This is a genomic window from Runella sp. SP2 (assembly GCF_003711225.1).
Taxonomy (GTDB): Bacteria; Bacteroidota; Bacteroidia; order Cytophagales; family Spirosomataceae; genus Runella.
The window spans coordinates 1,371,527-1,388,992 of record NZ_CP031030.1 but is presented as its reverse complement, the minus strand read 5'-3'; the positions used below and the strand labels follow the sequence as shown (position 1 = coordinate 1,388,992).

The 17,466-nt window shown below is 44.1% G+C and carries 14 protein-coding genes; 6 read left to right on the top strand and 8 right to left on the bottom strand.

Translation table 11 applies throughout. The annotated features are described in order from the left end of the window. Positions 1-80 precede the first annotated feature (80 nt). The 3 genes from DTQ70_RS05845 to DTQ70_RS05835 form a co-directional block, all read right to left on the bottom strand. The gene (locus DTQ70_RS05845) at positions 81-1,793 is read right to left on the bottom strand and encodes a GMC oxidoreductase (RefSeq protein ID WP_122929941.1); all 1,713 of its coding nucleotides are present in this window, start codon (positions 1,791-1,793) and stop codon (positions 81-83) included. Between the two features lie 272 nt (positions 1,794-2,065). Further along, positions 2,066-2,725 (bottom strand): hypothetical protein, encoded by a 660-nt coding sequence (locus DTQ70_RS05840; protein WP_164489885.1) that lies wholly within the window; start codon positions 2,723-2,725, stop codon positions 2,066-2,068. 83 nt (positions 2,726-2,808) lie between these two features. Beyond that, positions 2,809-4,530 carry a GMC oxidoreductase gene (locus DTQ70_RS05835; RefSeq protein WP_122929939.1) on the bottom strand — a complete coding sequence of 574 codons (1,722 nt, stop codon included), beginning with the start codon at positions 4,528-4,530 and terminating at the stop codon, positions 2,809-2,811. 157 nt (positions 4,531-4,687) lie between these two features. Between DTQ70_RS05835 and DTQ70_RS05830 the strand changes: the two genes are divergently transcribed. Further along, positions 4,688-6,073 carry a Gfo/Idh/MocA family oxidoreductase gene (locus tag DTQ70_RS05830; RefSeq protein WP_122929938.1) on the top strand — a complete coding sequence of 462 codons (1,386 nt, stop codon included), beginning with the start codon at positions 4,688-4,690 and terminating at the stop codon, positions 6,071-6,073. 73 nt (positions 6,074-6,146) lie between these two features. On the opposite strand, the gene DTQ70_RS05825 is transcribed toward DTQ70_RS05830, so the two are convergent. The 4 genes from DTQ70_RS05825 to DTQ70_RS05810 form a co-directional block, all read right to left on the bottom strand. Beyond that, on the bottom strand, positions 6,147-7,028 hold the full coding sequence (locus DTQ70_RS05825; protein WP_122929937.1) for a class I SAM-dependent methyltransferase: 882 nt from the start codon (positions 7,026-7,028) through the stop codon (positions 6,147-6,149). Between the two features lie 119 nt (positions 7,029-7,147). Then, the gene (locus DTQ70_RS05820; protein WP_122929936.1) at positions 7,148-8,749 is read right to left on the bottom strand and encodes a hypothetical protein; all 1,602 of its coding nucleotides are present in this window, start codon (positions 8,747-8,749) and stop codon (positions 7,148-7,150) included. After that, complete coding sequence (locus DTQ70_RS05815; RefSeq protein ID WP_122929935.1) at positions 8,736-9,152, bottom strand: EVE domain-containing protein; 417 nt, start codon at positions 9,150-9,152, stop codon at positions 8,736-8,738. Before DTQ70_RS05815 ends, DTQ70_RS05820 begins: the two co-directional genes overlap by 14 nt. Before the next feature lie 45 nt (positions 9,153-9,197). Further along, entirely contained in the window at positions 9,198-10,124 is a 927-nt protein-coding gene (locus DTQ70_RS05810; protein WP_122929934.1) for an ROK family protein, read from the bottom strand. Between the two features lie 126 nt (positions 10,125-10,250). Between DTQ70_RS05810 and DTQ70_RS05805 the strand changes: the two genes are divergently transcribed. Both DTQ70_RS05805 and DTQ70_RS05800 read left to right on the top strand, forming a co-directional pair. After that, complete coding sequence (locus DTQ70_RS05805; protein ID WP_122929933.1) at positions 10,251-10,718, top strand: redoxin domain-containing protein; 468 nt, start codon at positions 10,251-10,253, stop codon at positions 10,716-10,718. A 162-nt stretch (positions 10,719-10,880) separates the two neighbouring features. Further along, positions 10,881-11,477 carry a TetR/AcrR family transcriptional regulator gene (locus DTQ70_RS05800; protein ID WP_122929932.1) on the top strand — a complete coding sequence of 199 codons (597 nt, stop codon included), beginning with the start codon at positions 10,881-10,883 and terminating at the stop codon, positions 11,475-11,477. Here DTQ70_RS05800 and DTQ70_RS05795 read toward each other — a convergent pair. Next, the gene (locus DTQ70_RS05795; RefSeq protein WP_122929931.1) at positions 11,474-12,190 is read right to left on the bottom strand and encodes a hypothetical protein; all 717 of its coding nucleotides are present in this window, start codon (positions 12,188-12,190) and stop codon (positions 11,474-11,476) included. The genes DTQ70_RS05800 and DTQ70_RS05795 overlap by 4 nt on opposite strands. Before the next feature lie 330 nt (positions 12,191-12,520). Here DTQ70_RS05795 and groES point away from each other — a divergent pair, with 330 nt between their 5' ends. The 3 genes from groES (at position 12,521) to lon (ending at position 17,399) form a co-directional block, all read left to right on the top strand. Further along, positions 12,521-12,799 carry a co-chaperone GroES gene (gene groES, locus DTQ70_RS05785; protein WP_122929929.1) on the top strand — a complete coding sequence of 93 codons (279 nt, stop codon included), beginning with the start codon at positions 12,521-12,523 and terminating at the stop codon, positions 12,797-12,799. A 115-nt stretch (positions 12,800-12,914) separates the two neighbouring features. Continuing rightward, positions 12,915-14,555 carry a chaperonin GroEL gene (gene groL, locus DTQ70_RS05780; RefSeq protein ID WP_122929928.1) on the top strand — a complete coding sequence of 547 codons (1,641 nt, stop codon included), beginning with the start codon at positions 12,915-12,917 and terminating at the stop codon, positions 14,553-14,555. A gap of 351 nt (positions 14,556-14,906) precedes the next feature. Beyond that, a complete protein-coding gene (lon, locus tag DTQ70_RS05775) occupies positions 14,907-17,399 on the top strand; it encodes an endopeptidase La (RefSeq protein ID WP_122929927.1) in 2,493 nt (830 codons plus the stop codon). Positions 17,400-17,466 lie beyond the last annotated feature (67 nt).

Below are 17,466 nucleotides of genomic sequence, written 5' to 3'. Positions count from 1 at the left end.
TTTTTTTAAACAAAGACGCGAAACCGCAAAAGTTGTTCACTTTGCGACTTCGCGTCTTTGTATGTAGGAAATAAATAAGCTTACAGATTCCCTTTTTTAAACTCCTTCACGGCATAGTCCACCGCGCGGGCAGTAAGTGCCATGTAGGTCAGTGATGGGTTTTGGGTTGCAGTAGAAGTCATACACCCACCGTCGGTGACAAACACATTTTTACAAGCGTGCATTTGGTTCCAACGGTTCAACATCGACGTTTTGGGGTCATTTCCCATCCGAATGCCACCCATTTCGTGGTTTTCGTTGCCAGGTACACGCTTGGTATCGGCGGTTTTGATGTTGATGAACCCTGACTTGGCAAACATTTCGGAAAACTGCTCGTAGAAATCTTTCACCATTTTCATGTCATTATCGTCAAAATCGACCGACATAACCATTTGTGGAATGCCCCAGTCATCCTTCAAATCAGAATGCAGACGAACGTGATTACTTTCTTTGGTCAACACCTCTCCCATCATGTTCGCGCCGATGCTCCAACCTGAGATGGAAGGCGTTGCAAGGGTATTCTTCAGGTCTTCTCCCCAGCTATTTTCGGTCGGATTACCCAGCTTAGAAGCACTAATCGAGGCCGCATATCCTCTCAAGAAGTCGGTCTCTTGCTTAGTCACATTTCTAAAACGCGGCAAATAAGCGCCATTCGGGCGTTTTCCCTCGTACGTAGAATCATGATAACCGTCAAACTCCGCCGATACCCGACCACGGTAATTGTGGAAACCAATGTATTTGCCTAACACCCCACTATCGTTACCAAAACCATTCGGAAAACGATTAGACTTAGAGTTCAACAAAATCAAATTTGAATTCAGCGCCGAGGCGTTTAAGAAAATCACTTTGGCATAGTATTCCGTCATTTGCTTGGTATTCGCATCCACGACCCGCACGCCCGTTGCCTTGCCTAGTTTTTCATCATAAATCAACGAATGTACCACCGAATGAGGTTTGAGGGTCATTTTACCCGTTTTCATCGCCCAAGGTAGCGTCGAAGAATTACTACTAAAATACCCCCCGTACGGACAACCACGCTCGCAAAGCACCCGATGTTGGCATTGGGTGCGTCCTTGGTCGTGGTGAATTTGTTTGGCTTGGGATAAGTTCGCTGTACGACCAATGATGATTTGACGGTCGTTGTAATTTTTGGCTACTTGTTGGCTAAAGTGCTTCTCTACACAGTTTAACTCGTGCGGCGGCAAAAACTCACCGTCGGGGAGGTGTGGAAGTCCGTCTTTGTTTCCAGAAATACCCGCAAATTTTTCAACGTAGCTATACCAAGGGGCAATGTCTTTGTAACGAATGGGCCAATCGACCGCAAAACCGTCGCGGGCAGGGCCTTCAAAGTCAAAGTCCGACCAGCGCTGCGCCTGACGCGCCCACAAAAGCGAGCGCCCACCCACTTGGTATCCGCGCATCCACGAGAAGGGTTTTTCTTGAACAAAGGGATGTTCAAAGTCTTTCACCACAAAATGCAATGTCGGCTCTTTGAAGATATAGTGCCCACTTGACGCAGGGCTTCTTTGTTTTAACTCCAGCGGAACATCCCCCAAATGTGGAAATTCCCAAGGGTTTTTCATGGCCGTAGGATAATCTGTCACGTGTTTCACATCCCGTCCGCGCTCCAATACCAGCGTACGAAGTCCTTTCTGGGTAAGCTCTTTAGCCGCCCAGCCACCACTAATTCCTGTCCCTACCACAATAGCGTCGAAGGTGCGTTCTTTAATCGAATCTATATTAAAATTTGACATACTTCCAAAAGACAAATGTTTCTTTTAAAAGTGTTTTAACCCCGTTTCATACTTTCAATTCAAGGCCAAAGCCCCCAAAAAAGTCTCTATACCAAGTTGCCAATTTTTCTCTCCCTAATCCCGTATTCTCCCCCTACCTTTGTAGCCACAATTCACTTCATCAACATTACATAGTATTTAGTACAAGTTTTTGGGAATCTTAAAGGGTTGAAAGCAAAAAGCCGCTTGCGATTGCAAACGGCTTTTTTTATTATGTCATAATCGAAAAAAAATTATGAGGTAAGCGTTTTTATCGTTTCTTTCAATGCTTTAAGCATTTTAAAAATCACGTATAGGTGTTCGGTAGTAGCATCATAACCCCTTGATATGCAATAGGATTGACCTTCTAGCACCATAAAATACCAATCTCTTCCCATCACAAAACAACCATACATTGCTTGCCCAGGTTTTTGATTTATTGTTTGCCCAACCAGCATCGCCGACAAACATTGCCCTTCGGGCTCACCATTAGGCTCTCGGTGTTTTTTATATTCCGTGAAGCAAAAAAAAGGCGACTCAGGTTCTCGGTAGCCTGTGGCAATCAGCCCGTCAGGTTTACCAAATAAACGAATCACTTGACGATTCAAGTCTTCAACGGTGGTCTCGATAGGCCGTTCGGCAAAAAGATTAAAATAATGTTGACGATTGGTAAAACGTACCGACGAGAACATGGGGCCTATGAAATGCAACGATAACTCTTGCTCATTCCAGTGCAAAATATTGTCTTTCAGCAAACTTTGAAAAAGCGCTAGTTCTTCTTTTTCAAAATCTGATAAGGTAATTTCTTCCGAAAGTTGTAGCCAGTTGGTGAGTCCCGCCAAGGTATCTACCTGCTCCAACCCAAAGTTTTTTTCAAGGTAGAGCAACGTACAATCACTAAACGATTTTTCCATTTGAACCATAGTTTTGTTTTTTCACCAATACTCACAAAGATAGCTAACAAACCTATGACCCGTTCTGGCCCTCCAAAATAATATCACAAACTCTTCGCTTTCAACTGCTTTACGGCATAATTGGCCGCTCGTGCCGTGATAGCCATAAAGGTAAGTGAAGGATTTTGAGTGGAATTAGAAGTCATGCAAGCCCCGTCGGTCACAAACACATTTTTGCAGTGGTGCAACTGATTCCACTTGTTCAGCTGCGAGGTTTTGGGGTCTTTACCCATTCGTACCCCGCCCATTTCGTGAATATCCAACCCTGGCGCTTTGCTAGGCACATCGTTGGTTTTTATATTTTTAAAACCCGCCAAAGTCAACATTTCGGTCATTTGTTCGTGAAAATCTTTGACCATGTTATCGTCGTTTTGGTCGTAGGCAACGGAAGTTCTGAGCAGCGGAATCCCCCACGCATCTTTCTGATTTTTGTCCAACGTCACAAAGTTGCTTTCTTTCGGAATCGTCTCCCCCATCATCCAAGAACCCACGCGCCAGTTGCCATATTTGGGATTGGCTAAGTTGGTTTTGAGCGCTTCACCCATGCCTGAGGTGTCGTAATCCATCACACGCTCACCCGAAAAACCTGCGGCGTAGCCACGTAAAAAATCCGTCTTTTCTTGTTGAAAAACGTTTCTAAAGCGTGGAATATAACTACTGCCTGGTCGTTTTCCTTCTTGGGTCGTATCCAAAAGCCCTTCGTATTCACCAAAAATGGTCGTTCGGAAATTGTGAAACGAAATGTATTTACCCAACAGCCCATTGTCGTTGCTCAACCCATTCGGAAAACGATTTGAGGTTGAGTTCAGAAGTACCAAATTAGTATTCAGAGTAGAAGCATTTAGAAAAATGATTTTGGCATAATACTCAATCATTTCTTTGGTATTGGCATCAATGACCCGAACGCCCGTGGCTTTCCCTAGCTTTTCGTCATAAATCACCGAATGCACCACTGAATGCGGGCGTAACGTCATTTTTCCAGTACGCGCCGCCCAAGGCAAGGTCGAAGCGTTACTACTAAAATACCCACCGTACGGACAGCCCCGCACGCACAAATCGCGCTGCTGACACTGTGCCCTCCCTTGCTTATAATGAATGGGTTGTGGCTTGGTCAAATGCGCACAACGGCTCACAATCACGGGGCGCGTTCCTTTGTAATGCTTGGCCATTTGTTGACCAAAATGTTTCTCCACGCAGGCTTGTTCAAAAGGTGGCAAAAACTCCCCGTCGGGCAATTGTGCCAACCCGTCTTTATTTCCCGAAATCCCCGCAAAAATTTCTACATGGCTGTACCAAGGTGCCAATTCGGCGTAAGAAATGGGCCATTCCACCGCAAATCCATCGCGGGCAGGGCCTTCAAAATCGTACTTCGACCAACGCTGCGTTCCGCGTGCCCACATCAACGATTTTCCTCCTACTTGGTAGCCCCGAATCCAGTCAAAAGGTTTGTCTTGGATGTACGGATGTTCGTTGTCTTTCACAAAAAAATGCGCCGAATCCTCGCCAAACGCATAGCAACGACTTGCAATGGGATTGGCATCGGTGATTTCCTTGGGCATCTCCCCCAAATGCGGAAACTCCCACGGATTTTTGAGGGTCGTCGGGTAATCGGTCACGTGTTTAACGTCACGACCTCGTTCGAGTACGAGCGTTTTTAAACCGTGGTCGCATAGTTCTTTGGCCGACCAGCCTCCACTAATTCCCGAGCCAACGACAATGGCGTCAAACGTACGTTCCTTGACCGAATCAATGTTGAAGAAAGACATGATAGATATTTTAGCAGTTGATTTTCAGACAGGTTTTGTAGATAAAAAGTAGCTTATTTTTATTGTTACTGATGGAATCTAAAATTTTGTCATCCAAGCTATGTAATTGCAACAGAATGTGGTACTTTAGACCATAGACTATCTACTTGAATTTGTTATGCCAACCTTTAATCGCCGCACTGTCTTAAAAGCCCTTGGCCTTTCGGCGGGTGTTTCGGCCATCGGAACTTCTGCTGAGGCAAGTACTGTCAAAGAAATTACGTTTTCGCCCAATCCGCTCTATGTGCCTATTGATCAGCCCGTCACGGCCGTCGTGTTGGGGGCAGGCAACCGAGGCAATGTGTATGGGCGCTACGCCGTAGCCAATCCTTCCGACGTCAAAATGGTCGGGGTGGCTGAACCCAATCAGTTTCGTAATGAGCGTTTTTCAAAAACGCACGGAATTGAAGACAAACATCGTTTCAATACTTGGGAAGACGTGTTTAAAGTCCCAAAATTTGCGGATGCCATTATCATTTCTACCCCCGACACGCTGCATTACGGCCCTGCACTTCAAGCATTGAAGATGGGCTACCACGTGTTGCTCGAAAAACCAATTTCGCCTTCCATGCAAGAATGTTTGGAGATATTGGCCGCCGCCAAAAAGTCTAAAAGCATCATTGCCGTTTGTCACGTTCTGCGCTACACTGCGTATTTCCGAAAACTAAAGGAGCTGTGTGCCTCGGGAGATTTGGGCGAAATGATTAGCATCAACCACCTCGAAGGCATCGAACACGTGCACATGGCGCACTCCTACGTACGCGGGAATTGGCACGAATCGAAGAAAACCAACCCCATCATTTTGGCTAAATCCTGCCATGACCTTGACATCATGCGTTGGATTGCCAACAAACCTGCCAAAACCGTTTCGGCCTACGGCAACCTCAAGTGGTTCAAAGCCGAAAACGCCCCCGCAGGTAGTACCGAACGTTGCGTTGAAGGCTGTAAAGTGGAACGGGAATGCCCCTTTTCGGCTATAAAAGTATATTACGAGCAAAAAAAACGCATCCACGTCCTCGATGTACCCGAAGACCCTGCTTTGCAAGGCCCAGCGATTTTGGAACGTTTGAAAACCTCCAATTATGGCCGTTGTGTCTATAAAATGAACAACGACCAACCCGACCATTATACCAGCATTTATCAATTTGACAAAGGCGTGTTGGCCACTTTTGGCCTTGAGGCGTTCACGGGTTGGGAGGCGCGCAAAACCCGCGTTATGTTCAGCATGGGAGAAATTGAGGGCGACAACGACCTCATCAGGGTCACTGATTTTCGCACCAAAGAAGTAACGATTTGGAAAGCAAGTGCTCAAAAAGAGTTTAATAACTCAGGACACGGAGGCGGAGATTATGGCTTAATGCAAAACTTTGTACAAGCCGTTTCACAAAACAATCCTGCCTTGCTTACCTCTACCATCGAAGCCTCGATTGAGAGTCATTTGATGGGCTTCATGGCCGAAGAAAGTCGTAAAAATGGCCGTTCGATGGAGATTAAAATTGGGTAGAAATAGTATAACTAACTTCCCGAAAGTTTTGCATCTTCCCGAAAGTTTAAAACTTTCGGGAAGATTAGTATATTTACACACTCGCAAAACGATAAAAAATACCCAAAGGCAATTTCCGTTTGGCGCGGTCAGGCAAAAAGAGTTCACCACTTTCTGCATTAGGAACGTCCCCGAAACTATCAAGGACCAAATTTTCGGCCATCAACGCCGAAAAACCGAGCGAGTATAAATTTAGAATAAAAACAAAATTCTGATTATCAAGCAATTCTGCGCACGATTTTAGTAAATCGTTCAATTGTTCTTCCAATACCCATTTTTCTCCCGAAGGCCCACGACCATAAGCGGGCGGATCCAAAATCAGACCGTTGTACTTTTTGCCACGGCGCACTTCTCGTTGCACAAACTTAAAGGCATCTTCCACCATCCAACGAATATTGTCCGTTTCGCTGCCTTCCATGTTTTCGCGCGCCCAAGTCACTACGGGCTTCACCGAATCAACGTGCGTTACATCGGCACCTGCTTGGCGAGCCGCCACCGAAGCTGCCCCCGTGTAAGCAAACAAATTGAGCACCGTCGGGCGCTCCACCTTCATTGCACGAAGTTTGGTATCTAGATAATCCCAATTGGCTGCCTGCTCGGGAAAAATCCCAACGTGTTTGAAGGAAGTAAGCGAGCACTTTAAACGCAAATTTAATCCGCCGTGGCGGTACTGCGTCCACCATTTTTCGGGCATATTAGGCGCAAGTTTCCACACTCCTTTTTCTGGCGAACCTTTATCACGCAGAAAAGTTGCCTGCGCCATTTGTTTCCATTCATGATCAGAAAGTGATTTATCCCAAATGGCCTGTGGCTCGGGCCGTGCCAAGACATACGCTCCAAAGCGTTCCAGTTTTTCAAAATTTCCGCTGTCAATCAGTTCGTATTCTTTCCAGTGAAGAGGAGTCAGAAGTTGCATATAATAGTCGTCAGCCCATTGTATGAAGGGCTTTTTAGGATGATTCAAACACAAAAGTAACTCTGCAAACTGGAATTTTCATTCCGTTGCAGAGTTACCTCAAAATTTATCCAAAAATATTAGAATGAAATCTTGTTCAAATAAAACACATTTCGGCGGCCGTCGTCACCCGTAATTCGCTGATAACCAAAAGCCAAATAAAAGTTATCGTACCAATACACCACCTCATCGGTCGATGTTTGGCGAACTTTATCACCCAAATCAGCCGTCATGATAGGAATCGGACGAAGGTCTTCAAGCACTTTATCACGGTCAAAAACTTTGGCTTTGATGGCGCCACGGCTGCTGTAAAACATCGAAACCGTTTGGTCATCGTTGGGTTTAATGCGCATTTTTTCCTTGAGTTCCATGCTACGAACGTTTTCAAATGCCAATGAGTTATCCCAAATCAAGTCGCCTTTGGCCGTAAAACCTGCCACGATGGCATGGGTATAAACAAATCCGTTGAAAATCTGGCCATTATTCATCCGACGAGCTCCGTACCAAGGATCCCAATAAAACGGATTCAAGAGACCCATCGTCGGATACATTCCCATTCCACCATACATCATTGGCGAACCCCACCAAGAATTCATACCATAAGGGCCAATATTATTATTTTTATATTCGGGATAGAAAATTTCGCCTGAAATCAGGTAATTGCCGTTTTGTTCAATAATATCGTGCACCAACAAGCGATAATTCAACTTAACGTCATCGCCATTTTCACGTTTCCGCTCAATCTTCCGTTGCATTCGCTCTTGCTCCCGCTCCGACATAAAATTGAAGAAATTTTTGAAATCGGTGAAGCTATGGTACTGCGTAAATTCAACTTCATCATACACAATTTTACTCAAAAACAAGCCCTGTGAAGCGCTGTTGTTGTTGCCTTGCATATTGCGAAAGCCATACGTTCCAATCATCAGTTTGGTCGAATCGTTGAGCATAAACAACCGACCGTTTAGCAGAGAATAATCGGGTTCGGGGCTGATAGTCACTTGCCCTACTGCTTGCCCGTATTCGTCAAACGTTCGGGAAATAATCTTGATTTCCTTGCCCTTACGAGCGGCATAGCAGACATTGACCAAGTGATGGAGCGTATCCACATCTACCGACTGAATGACGGTGTTCGCTTGGGTCACGCCTGCCAATACTTTGCTCTGCTTAGAAGCTAAATTGGTATATAAAAGCATGGGTTCGTCGCGAACCGTACCCGCCATAAATACCGAATAACCAAGGGTTTGAAAATCGGTAATTTGAAACTTATCGACCGAAGACAGATAAAATGTTTCCATATACCCCGCCAAACCTACTTTCACTACTTGGTAAAAATCAGTACGGCTACGGGTAAACAACAAATACACCGATTGGCCATCAAATGATGACTTGACAAAGTCGAGGTTCTCCTCAATTGTTCCGTTTATGCTCCAATCCCGCTCTAAATTTGAGTTTAGTTTCTGGAGATTAAAGGCATTTTTCGCAATTTGTGACACTAAAATCACCCCGCGCGCCCCCAACGAAATCGTATGATACGACTCGCTAGTTCCCACCGTTGGCAACTCCACGCGTTTTATCGTTTGGGCTTGAACTCCCGTCAGAAGTGCTCCCAATAACGCAATCAGAACTATCCTAAAAACCCATTTTGGGCTGTCCACAATGGACTTGTTTTTATGTGCTTTCATTTTGGCTTAAACTTAGTATGACATCAAACTCTTCGGGTCGGATAGGCATTACCGACAATCGAGATTGCCTAATTAACGCTATTTGATCCAATCTATTATCTGCTTTAATTTGCTTCAATGTCACGGGTTGTACCAAGGGCTGCACAGGCACAAGCTCCACTACTACCCAGCGCGGGTCGTCGGTTGTTGGGTCAGGATATGCTTCCTTCAATACCTGAGCAATGCCCACCACTTCCATGCCCTCATTGCTATGATAAAACAAAACCCAATCGCCTTCTTTCATGGCTTGAAGGTTGTTACGGGCTTGGTAATTTCTTACACCGTCCCACACGCTTTTTCCAGCCGTCACGAAATCATTCCAACTATACACAAAGGGTTCTGATTTGACCAACCAATAATTCATCTTGTTTTTTTTACTTTTACGCTATTTTTGAGAGTGTTGTTGCAATTAGCTTACGAGCATGGCCGCGCCAAATACCCCTGCACTATCTCCTAACTTGGGTCGAAGTATTTTGGTTTCGACTCTTCCGCTGTTGAAAATGTATTTTTTAGCCCGTTCAACCCCTTCGGTGTATAACAAATCAATGTTTCCAACCCCGCCACCAAGCACAATGGCATCAGGATCCAAAATATTCATCAATACCGACACCGCCTTGCCAAAATACTCCAACATTCGGTCGATGGTCTGGGCAGCGTATGGGTCATTTCCCGCTTCATAGCGTTTCATTATTTCTTTCATCGTAATTTGTTCACCACTAATTTTAGCATAAAAACGCTGTAAAGCAGGCCCCGAAAGTACTTGTTCTACGCACCCTTTTTTGCCGCAATAACAGTCGTCTCCGTTGGGTTCCAACTCGTTATGCCCCCACTCTCCTCCAATTCCTTGTACGCCGTTGAGGACAAATGCTTGGCCGTCTTTTCCTTTCAAAACCACACCACCACCAACGCCTGTTCCCATGATGACGCCAAAAACACAGTTAAAAGTTGGAACGACATCAGGTACAATTCCCATGACAGCCTCCGCAAGCGCAAAACAATTGGCATCATTGGCGATTTCTACAGGTATTCCCAACATGCTCATCAAATCACTGCGCAAAGGCATGTCATTCAAACAAGTTGTGTTACAATTTTTCATTAATCCAGTCGAAGGCTCAACCGTTCCTGGCGTACCTACGCCTATTTTTTCCGCCTTAAAACCCGTCTCAGCTTCCAGCTCTCTGACAAGCCTTACAATCTGACTGGCGATGTGCGCATACCCTTTATGTGCTTCTGTATCAATACGTTTACGAATCAAAACTGAATCAGGAGAAGGTGATGACAATACAACGCCTTCAATTTTTGTTCCGCCAAGGTCTATTCCCCAAATGGTCTGCATTTTTTGTAAATGGTTGGTGTTTAGTATAAAGCTAATTTTTCGGCATAATTACGAACATTTACGCATTTGTCAAGTTTTCAAAGGGTATTTCTATTTTTGCCGAAACAAATCAAAAAATATATCACCATGTCATTACAAAAAGGCGACAAAGCACCTGATTTTAAACTTTTCAATACCGAGAAAAAAGAGGTTTCTCTCGAAGATTTTAAAGGTAAAAACCTCATCATCCATTTTTTCCCATTGGCTTTTACGGGGGTTTGTACTACCCAACTCTGCACCATGCGCGACAACATTGAGTACTACACACGCCTCAATGCTGAAGTGTTAGGTGTGTCGATTGACTCCATTTTCAGCTTGGGCAAATTCCGTTCTGAGCAAAATTACACCTTCGATTTGTTGTCGGATTTCAATAAAAAAATGATTCAAGACTACGGTGTTTTCTGCGAAAACTTTGTTTTTGGCATGAATGGCGTCGCAAAACGCGCGGCTTTTGTCATCGACAAGGACGGCACCATCCAATACGCCGAAGTCCTCGAAAGTGCAGGCAACTTGCCTGATTTCGGTGCCATCAAAGCCACCCTCGAATCGCTTTAATCGCGACCATATTCGACATATTAAGCCTTGTAATCAAGCCATTACGAGGCTTTTTTTACGCCCGTTCATTTGGATTTCCATTCCCGAAGTTATTAATTGTAGAATATTTAACACTGTAAAGTGTTCCAACTGCAAAAATTCTAATAGAAATCTAAGGTCAAAATGGGAATTGTTGAACGTCGTGAGCGCATGAAAAAGCAATTGCGCGCTGATATTTTAAAAACTGCCAGGGACATTGCGCGTGAAGAAAGTTGGGCGGCGGTCTCTATCCGTAAAATCGCCGACGTGATTGAATACAGCCCACCGATGCTCTACGAATATTTCGACAACAAGGATAAAATTTTAGAAACCATCCGCAACGATGGCTTTGCGGCACTGCACGAAGAATTGCAAAAATTAAAGACCCTGTACCGAAGTCCCGAAAAATTACTGACGGAGTTTGCCCAAATCCAGTGGCGTTTTGCTTTAGAACAAACGGAGGTGTTTCAGGTCATGTTTAACATAGACGGCGCCAACTGTCTTTCAAAACAAGTCTATCAAGCAGAATTTGCCAAACTCAACACCCACCCCGTTTGGGAAGCACTGGCCCAAATCCGCCCGAGGTCTGCCGATGCGGTTTCCAAGACTTTTTATGAGTGGTGGTGCTTGACGTACGGCTTCTTACTCATTTCGATTGTCACGCAGCCTCGTCCGCAACTTCCCAACCTCGAACCTATTTTTATGGAATCAGTCCGACGGTTTGTAAGAGGGCTTAGTTAAGCCGATTTTTCTGGCTGGCAGACCACCCGATATACCATTTGTTTGGCCAAAGGCAAAAGTGTTTCCTGCACGGGGTAGTCAATCGGTGATTCGACCAGATAAGTGGCAGGATTCGGCAATTCAAGACGCTTGCGAATCAGGGTCAGCTTGAGATTTTCAAAGGTGTTCGCCATGTTCTTTGGCACCGACTCAATGTACTTCGTTTTGATAGTCTGCTCCTCACTACTCTCAAACAAACGTACGTTGTACTGAAAAATATCGGTTGCTTTCTGGGTTGTTCGGTAAATAAACAGGTACCCTTCTTTCAAATACAAGGGCATGATACCTACGGGGGTAAATACCAATTTCGAGGCAATGTCTTCGGATTGGTCTTGTCCGCGTGTCAGCGTTTTCTGAAAAAGTGGCAGAGAATACTCTAAAATGCTGTCAATTTCGGTCATTTCTTCACTCTGTGCCACTTGTTCGTACAAAAATTCCATTTTTTGTACATCTACCCCCACAATACGCTTTCGGAAAGAGGCTAAAAATTGCTTTTTTGACTGCCTCAACTGCGCAGAAAGTTTAAAATGTTTTTCAACCTCGGGCAAATACGGGTACAGTTTTTGCTCGTCAAACTGCGAATTAACTCCCTGTAAATAAGCCTTTAACACATATTTTTTATACTCAAAGTCTATCAATCCTTCGGTGAGCCAGTTATGATTCAATTTTCTCATGTCTTAAAACTTTCAGTGGTTGAAAACATTCGGAAACCTGTGCATATCAAGGGGAAAAATGGTCTTTACATCTTATCTACCACCTCTTCCTTCGACTGTCCCAAATTACAAAAAAAAGCAGCACAACCAAATAATATCAAAGTTTTTTTTGAAATCTCCCAATGATTATTTTGACAATGTCAGACTTTCCCAAGTCTTTACTACAAAAACTGAAAAAATGTCAGACTATAATTCAATTTTTGAGCTGGCATAGAAAATGAGTTAAAAAGAGACGACAAAACTTAGTACTAAGTTCCAATAGTTGTAAAACCATCAAAACCCCTGATAATCATGTCAGAAGTAAAAGTTAAACCATTAGCTGATCGCGTTCTAGTGCAAACTGCACCTGCTGAAGAAAAAACTGCATTTGGAATCATCATTCCAGACACTGCAAAAGAAAAACCACAACGTGGTACTGTAGTAGCAGTAGGTCCAGGTAAAAAAGACGAGCCCCTAACAGTAAAAGTAGGAGATACTATTTTGTATGGTAAGTACGCTGGTACCGAAATCACCGTTGAAGGCCAAGAGTACCTTATCATGCGCGAATCTGACATTTTCGCTATTATCTAAATCAATGCAAATGTGGCAATTTGATAATTCGGTAATTTGATAATGTATATCAGCCCAGTTTTCAGTTGCTCTATTTTCAAATTTCCAAATTCCATAATTTTCAAATTAAAAAACAATGGCAAAGAAAATATTCTTCGATACAGAAGCTCGTGACAAAATCAAAAAAGGTGTTGATACACTTGCTAACGCAGTAAAAGTAACGCTCGGACCTAAAGGCCGTAACGTTATCATTGACAAGAAATTCGGCTCACCTGCTATCACCAAAGACGGTGTAACAGTAGCGAAAGAAATCGAATTGAAAGATGCGATGGAAAACATGGGTGCTCAACTCGTGAAAGAAGTTGCTTCTAAAACTGCCGATGCTGCTGGGGATGGTACAACGACTGCGACTGTATTGGCGCAAGCGATTTATGCGATCGGTTCTAAAAACGTAGCCGCTGGTGCAAACCCAATGGATTTGAAGCGTGGTATCGATAAAGCTGTTTTGGCCGTAACTGCTAACCTTGCTTCTCAAGCCCAAACGGTAGGCGACGATTTCAGCAAAATTGCTCAAGTTGCTACTATCTCAGCTAACCATGACGAAGAAATCGGTAACATGATTGCTGACGCCATGAAAAAAGTAGGTACTGAAGGGGTAATCACAGTTGAAGAAGCTCGCGGTACTGAAACTGAAGTAAAAACAGTAGAAGGTATGCAGTTTGACCGTGGTTATTTGTCACCATATTTCGTGACAAACGCGGAAAAAATGGAAGCCGAATTGGAGAAACCTTTCATCTTGATTTCTGAGAAGAAAGTATCTTCAATGAAAGAATTGTTGCCTGTATTGGAAGGTGTTGCTCAAACTGGCCGTCCATTGTTGATCATCGCTGAAGACGTAGATGGCGAAGCGCTTGCAACATTGGTAGTAAACAAAATCCGTGGTGCCTTGAAAGTGTGTGCGGTAAAAGCGCCAGGTTTTGGCGACCGTCGTAAAGCCATGTTGGAAGACATCGCAATCTTGACTGGCGGTACAGTTATCGCCGAAGAGCGTGGTTTCAAATTGGAAAACGCTGACCTTTCTTACCTAGGTCACTGCGAGAAAATCATCATTGACAAAGACAACTCAACGATTGTGAACGGTTCGGGTGACCAAGAGCAAATCAAAGCCCGTGTTAACCAAATTAAATCACAAATCGAAAATACAACTTCTGACTACGATCGCGAAAAATTGCAAGAGCGTTTGGCGAAATTGTCAGGTGGCGTAGCTATCCTTTACATTGGTGCTGCTACGGAAGTTGAAATGAAAGAGAAAAAAGACCGCGTAGATGACGCCCTTCACGCAACTCGCGCTGCGGTTGAAGAAGGTATCGTAACTGGTGGTGGTGTTGCACTTATCCGTGCCATCTCTGCATTGGATGATATTCAAGCTTCAAACGATGATGAAAACACAGGTATCAACATCATTCGTCAAGCGTTGGAGTCTCCACTTCGTACCATCGTTGCCAACGCAGGTGGCGAAGGTTCGGTAGTTATCAACCGCATCAAAGATGAAAAAGGCGGTTTTGGTTACAACGCCAAAAACGACACTTACGAAGATCTTTTCGCAGCAGGTATCATCGACCCTAAGAAAGTAACTCGTTTGGCACTTGAAAACGCTGCGTCTATCGCAGGTTTGTTGTTGACAACTGAGTGTATGATTGCTGACGAACCAGAAGAAAGCGCTGGCGCAGGTGCAGGTGCTCACGGTCACGGTGGTGGCATGGGCGGCATGATGTAATCAAGAGCTTCCTCATAGTAGCATACAACGAAAGCCCTCGGACTTCCGGGGGCTTTTATTTCGACCAATATTTACCTACAGTTAATCGTTAATTGTATTGGTTAAAGTTAACAGGTTGTTACTTACGCCAGAAAACATTTTAAGTAGTTTTATACAGAAAATACTCAGTATTCGTACTTGCTTAAGTAGTTAGAATAACAAAATTTTTCCCTTTACACCAATACATTTTCATTAGTTTCCGTCTAACAAACAATTGATTTCATTTCTCCTGCCCTTAGCATAGCTAAAAAATCGTTAAAATTTTGTTATTTTAAGTTTTTAAATAAGCACTGTCAAAATGACAGCCCAATCATGAAAATTGACCCAAACGAACTATATACTCGACTCATGTTGGCGGAATCAGACATTGATAACCTCGAAATACTTCCCCTTGGAGGTCCTGAAGGCGACGATGAGCCGATTGAAATGCCCGATGAACTAGCCATTCTTCCCCTTAGGAATACCGTTTTGTTCCCTGGCATGGTCATCCCTGTGACAGTCGGACGCCAGAAATCCATTCGTTTGGTTAAAAAGGCGTACAAAGGCGACCGAATTATTGGGGTCATTGCCCAAAAAAATCAGGATAAAGCCGAACCTACCAGTACAGATTTGTACGACATTGGGACGATGGGCTACATCATCAAAATGATTACCCTTCCCGACGGTAACACCACAATTATTTTACAAGGACGCCAACGTTTTAGGGTTAGTGATTACGTTCGCGAAGAGCCTTATATGATTGCTAAAGTATCTCCCATCGAAGATTACTTTCCCAATCAAAACAAAAAAGAGTCAAAAGCACTCATTCAGTCGCTGCGTGACTCCGCACACAGAATTCTTCGTCTCAATCCAGATATTCCTCAAGAAGCGCGTATCGCTTTGGATAACATAGAAAGTCCAACGTTTTTGACCCATTTCTTATCGTCAAATCTCAATGCCGAAGTAGCCGAAAAACAAGACTTGCTTGAAAAAGCTACCATCGCTGAACAAGCCGTCAAGTTGCTTGAGCTGATGATGCGTGAGATTCAAATGCTCGAACTCAAACGCGACATTCAGTCGAAGGCCAGTTCGGACATTGACCAACAACAGCGCGACTATTTCTTGCGTCAGCAAATCAAGGTATTGCAAGATGAGCTAGGCATGGAAACCCCCGAACGCGAATTGGAAGACATTCGTTTTCGCGCCTCAAAGAAAAAATGGCCAGAAAGTGCCAAAAAACATTTTGACAAAGAGGCACAAAAGCTCCAGCGTATCAACCCAATGGCACCTGATTACCCCGTGACACTCAACTACCTCGAATTGATGGTTGATTTGCCATGGGGGGAATATACAAAAGACAATTTTGACTTAAAGAGAGCACAAAAAATCCTTGATGCTGACCACTTTGGACTAGAAAAGGTCAAAGAGCGTATCATTGAATACCTTGCCGTTCTCAAACTTAAAAATAGCCTCAAAGCTCCTATTTTGTGTTTGTATGGCCCTCCAGGGGTAGGAAAAACGTCGTTAGGAAAATCAGTAGCCAAAGCCCTCGGACGTAAGTACATCCGTATGGCATTGGGTGGTTTGCACGACGAAGCCGAAATCCGCGGACACCGTAAAACATACATCGGGGCGATGCCAGGCAAAATCATCCAAAACATCAAAAAATCGGGTTCTTCCAATCCTGTTTTTATCTTGGATGAAATAGACAAAGTAAGCTCTAATTTCCGTGGCGACCCTGCATCTGCCCTGCTTGAAGTGCTCGACCCCGAACAAAACAACGCCTTCAATGACAATTACCTAGAGGTAGAATACGATTTGTCGCGGGTAATGTTTGTTGCAACCGCCAACTCATTGGAAAGTATTCATCCCGCCCTACGCGACCGCATGGAAATCATTGAGTTGACGGGCTATACGGTGGAAGAAAAATTGCAGATTGCAAAAAAATACCTTGTTCCAAAACAACGCAAAGACCACGGTTTAGACAACAAGTCTTTTTCAGTTGACGACAAGGCATTGGTGAAAGTAATCGAAAACTATACGCGCGAATCGGGAGTACGTAACCTCGAACAAAAAATTGGTACGCTCGTTCGTAAGATTGCCAAGTCGATTGCGCTTGAAGAAGAATATCCGAAAACAATCAAGGCCGAGCACATTGAAAAATGGTTAGGTGCCGAAATCTTTGACAAAGATTCTTACCAAGGCAATGACACGGCAGGTATCGTAACGGGCTTGGCATGGACGTCGGTTGGGGGTGAAATCTTGTTTATCGAATCAAGTTTGAGCCGTGGAAAAGGAGGATTAACCCTTTCTGGACAGCTCGGGGATGTTATGAAAGAATCGGCCATTACAGCGCTTTCGTACCTCAAAGCCCACTCGGACGACTTGGCCATCGACTACCGTATTTTCCATAATTACGATCTTCACATCCACATTCCTGCGGGAGCGGTGCCAAAGGATGGCCCTTCGGCGGGTATCACGATGCTGACGTCGATAGCCTCAATTTTCACCCAACGTCGCATCAAGCCACATTTAGCTATGACGGGCGAAATCACCCTTCGTGGCAAAGTATTGCCCGTTGGAGGCATCAAAGAAAAAATATTGGCCGCTGGCCGCGCGGGCATCAAAGACATTATTATGTGTTCAAAAAACCGCAAAGATGTCGAAGAAATAAATGCTAGTTACATCAAAAACCTGACGTTTCATTACGTGGACACAGTTCAAGATGTGTTAGCGATTGCTTTGTTGCCCGAGAAAGTTAAAAATCCAATGCAGTTTATTTTGCCCGAAGAAAAAAAGGAAAGTACCTCCTTATCGGTCAATTAAAGGAATCTAAATGAACGTTTTTGCGTTCCCAAAGGTGTTGATAGGCAACTATCAACACCTTTTCTTT

Coding starts and splice junctions, on each gene's coding strand:
- groES (WP_122929929.1), top strand. CDS start 12,521: ATGTCAGAAGTAAAAGTTAAACCATTAGCTGATCGCGTTCTAGTGCAA.
- DTQ70_RS05795 (WP_122929931.1), bottom strand. CDS start 12,190: ATGAGAAAATTGAATCATAACTGGCTCACCGAAGGATTGATAGACTTT.
- lon (WP_122929927.1), top strand. CDS start 14,907: ATGAAAATTGACCCAAACGAACTATATACTCGACTCATGTTGGCGGAA.
- DTQ70_RS05820 (WP_122929936.1), bottom strand. CDS start 8,749: ATGAAAGCACATAAAAACAAGTCCATTGTGGACAGCCCAAAATGGGTT.
- DTQ70_RS05835 (WP_122929939.1), bottom strand. CDS start 4,530: ATGTCTTTCTTCAACATTGATTCGGTCAAGGAACGTACGTTTGACGCC.
- groL (WP_122929928.1), top strand. CDS start 12,915: ATGGCAAAGAAAATATTCTTCGATACAGAAGCTCGTGACAAAATCAAA.
- DTQ70_RS05810 (WP_122929934.1), bottom strand. CDS start 10,124: ATGCAGACCATTTGGGGAATAGACCTTGGCGGAACAAAAATTGAAGGC.
- DTQ70_RS05830 (WP_122929938.1), top strand. CDS start 4,688: ATGCCAACCTTTAATCGCCGCACTGTCTTAAAAGCCCTTGGCCTTTCG.
- DTQ70_RS05825 (WP_122929937.1), bottom strand. CDS start 7,028: ATGCAACTTCTGACTCCTCTTCACTGGAAAGAATACGAACTGATTGAC.
- DTQ70_RS05840 (WP_164489885.1), bottom strand. CDS start 2,725: ATGGAAAAATCGTTTAGTGATTGTACGTTGCTCTACCTTGAAAAAAAC.
- DTQ70_RS05845 (WP_122929941.1), bottom strand. CDS start 1,793: ATGTCAAATTTTAATATAGATTCGATTAAAGAACGCACCTTCGACGCT.
- DTQ70_RS05805 (WP_122929933.1), top strand. CDS start 10,251: ATGTCATTACAAAAAGGCGACAAAGCACCTGATTTTAAACTTTTCAAT.
- DTQ70_RS05815 (WP_122929935.1), bottom strand. CDS start 9,152: ATGAATTATTGGTTGGTCAAATCAGAACCCTTTGTGTATAGTTGGAAT.
- DTQ70_RS05800 (WP_122929932.1), top strand. CDS start 10,881: ATGGGAATTGTTGAACGTCGTGAGCGCATGAAAAAGCAATTGCGCGCT.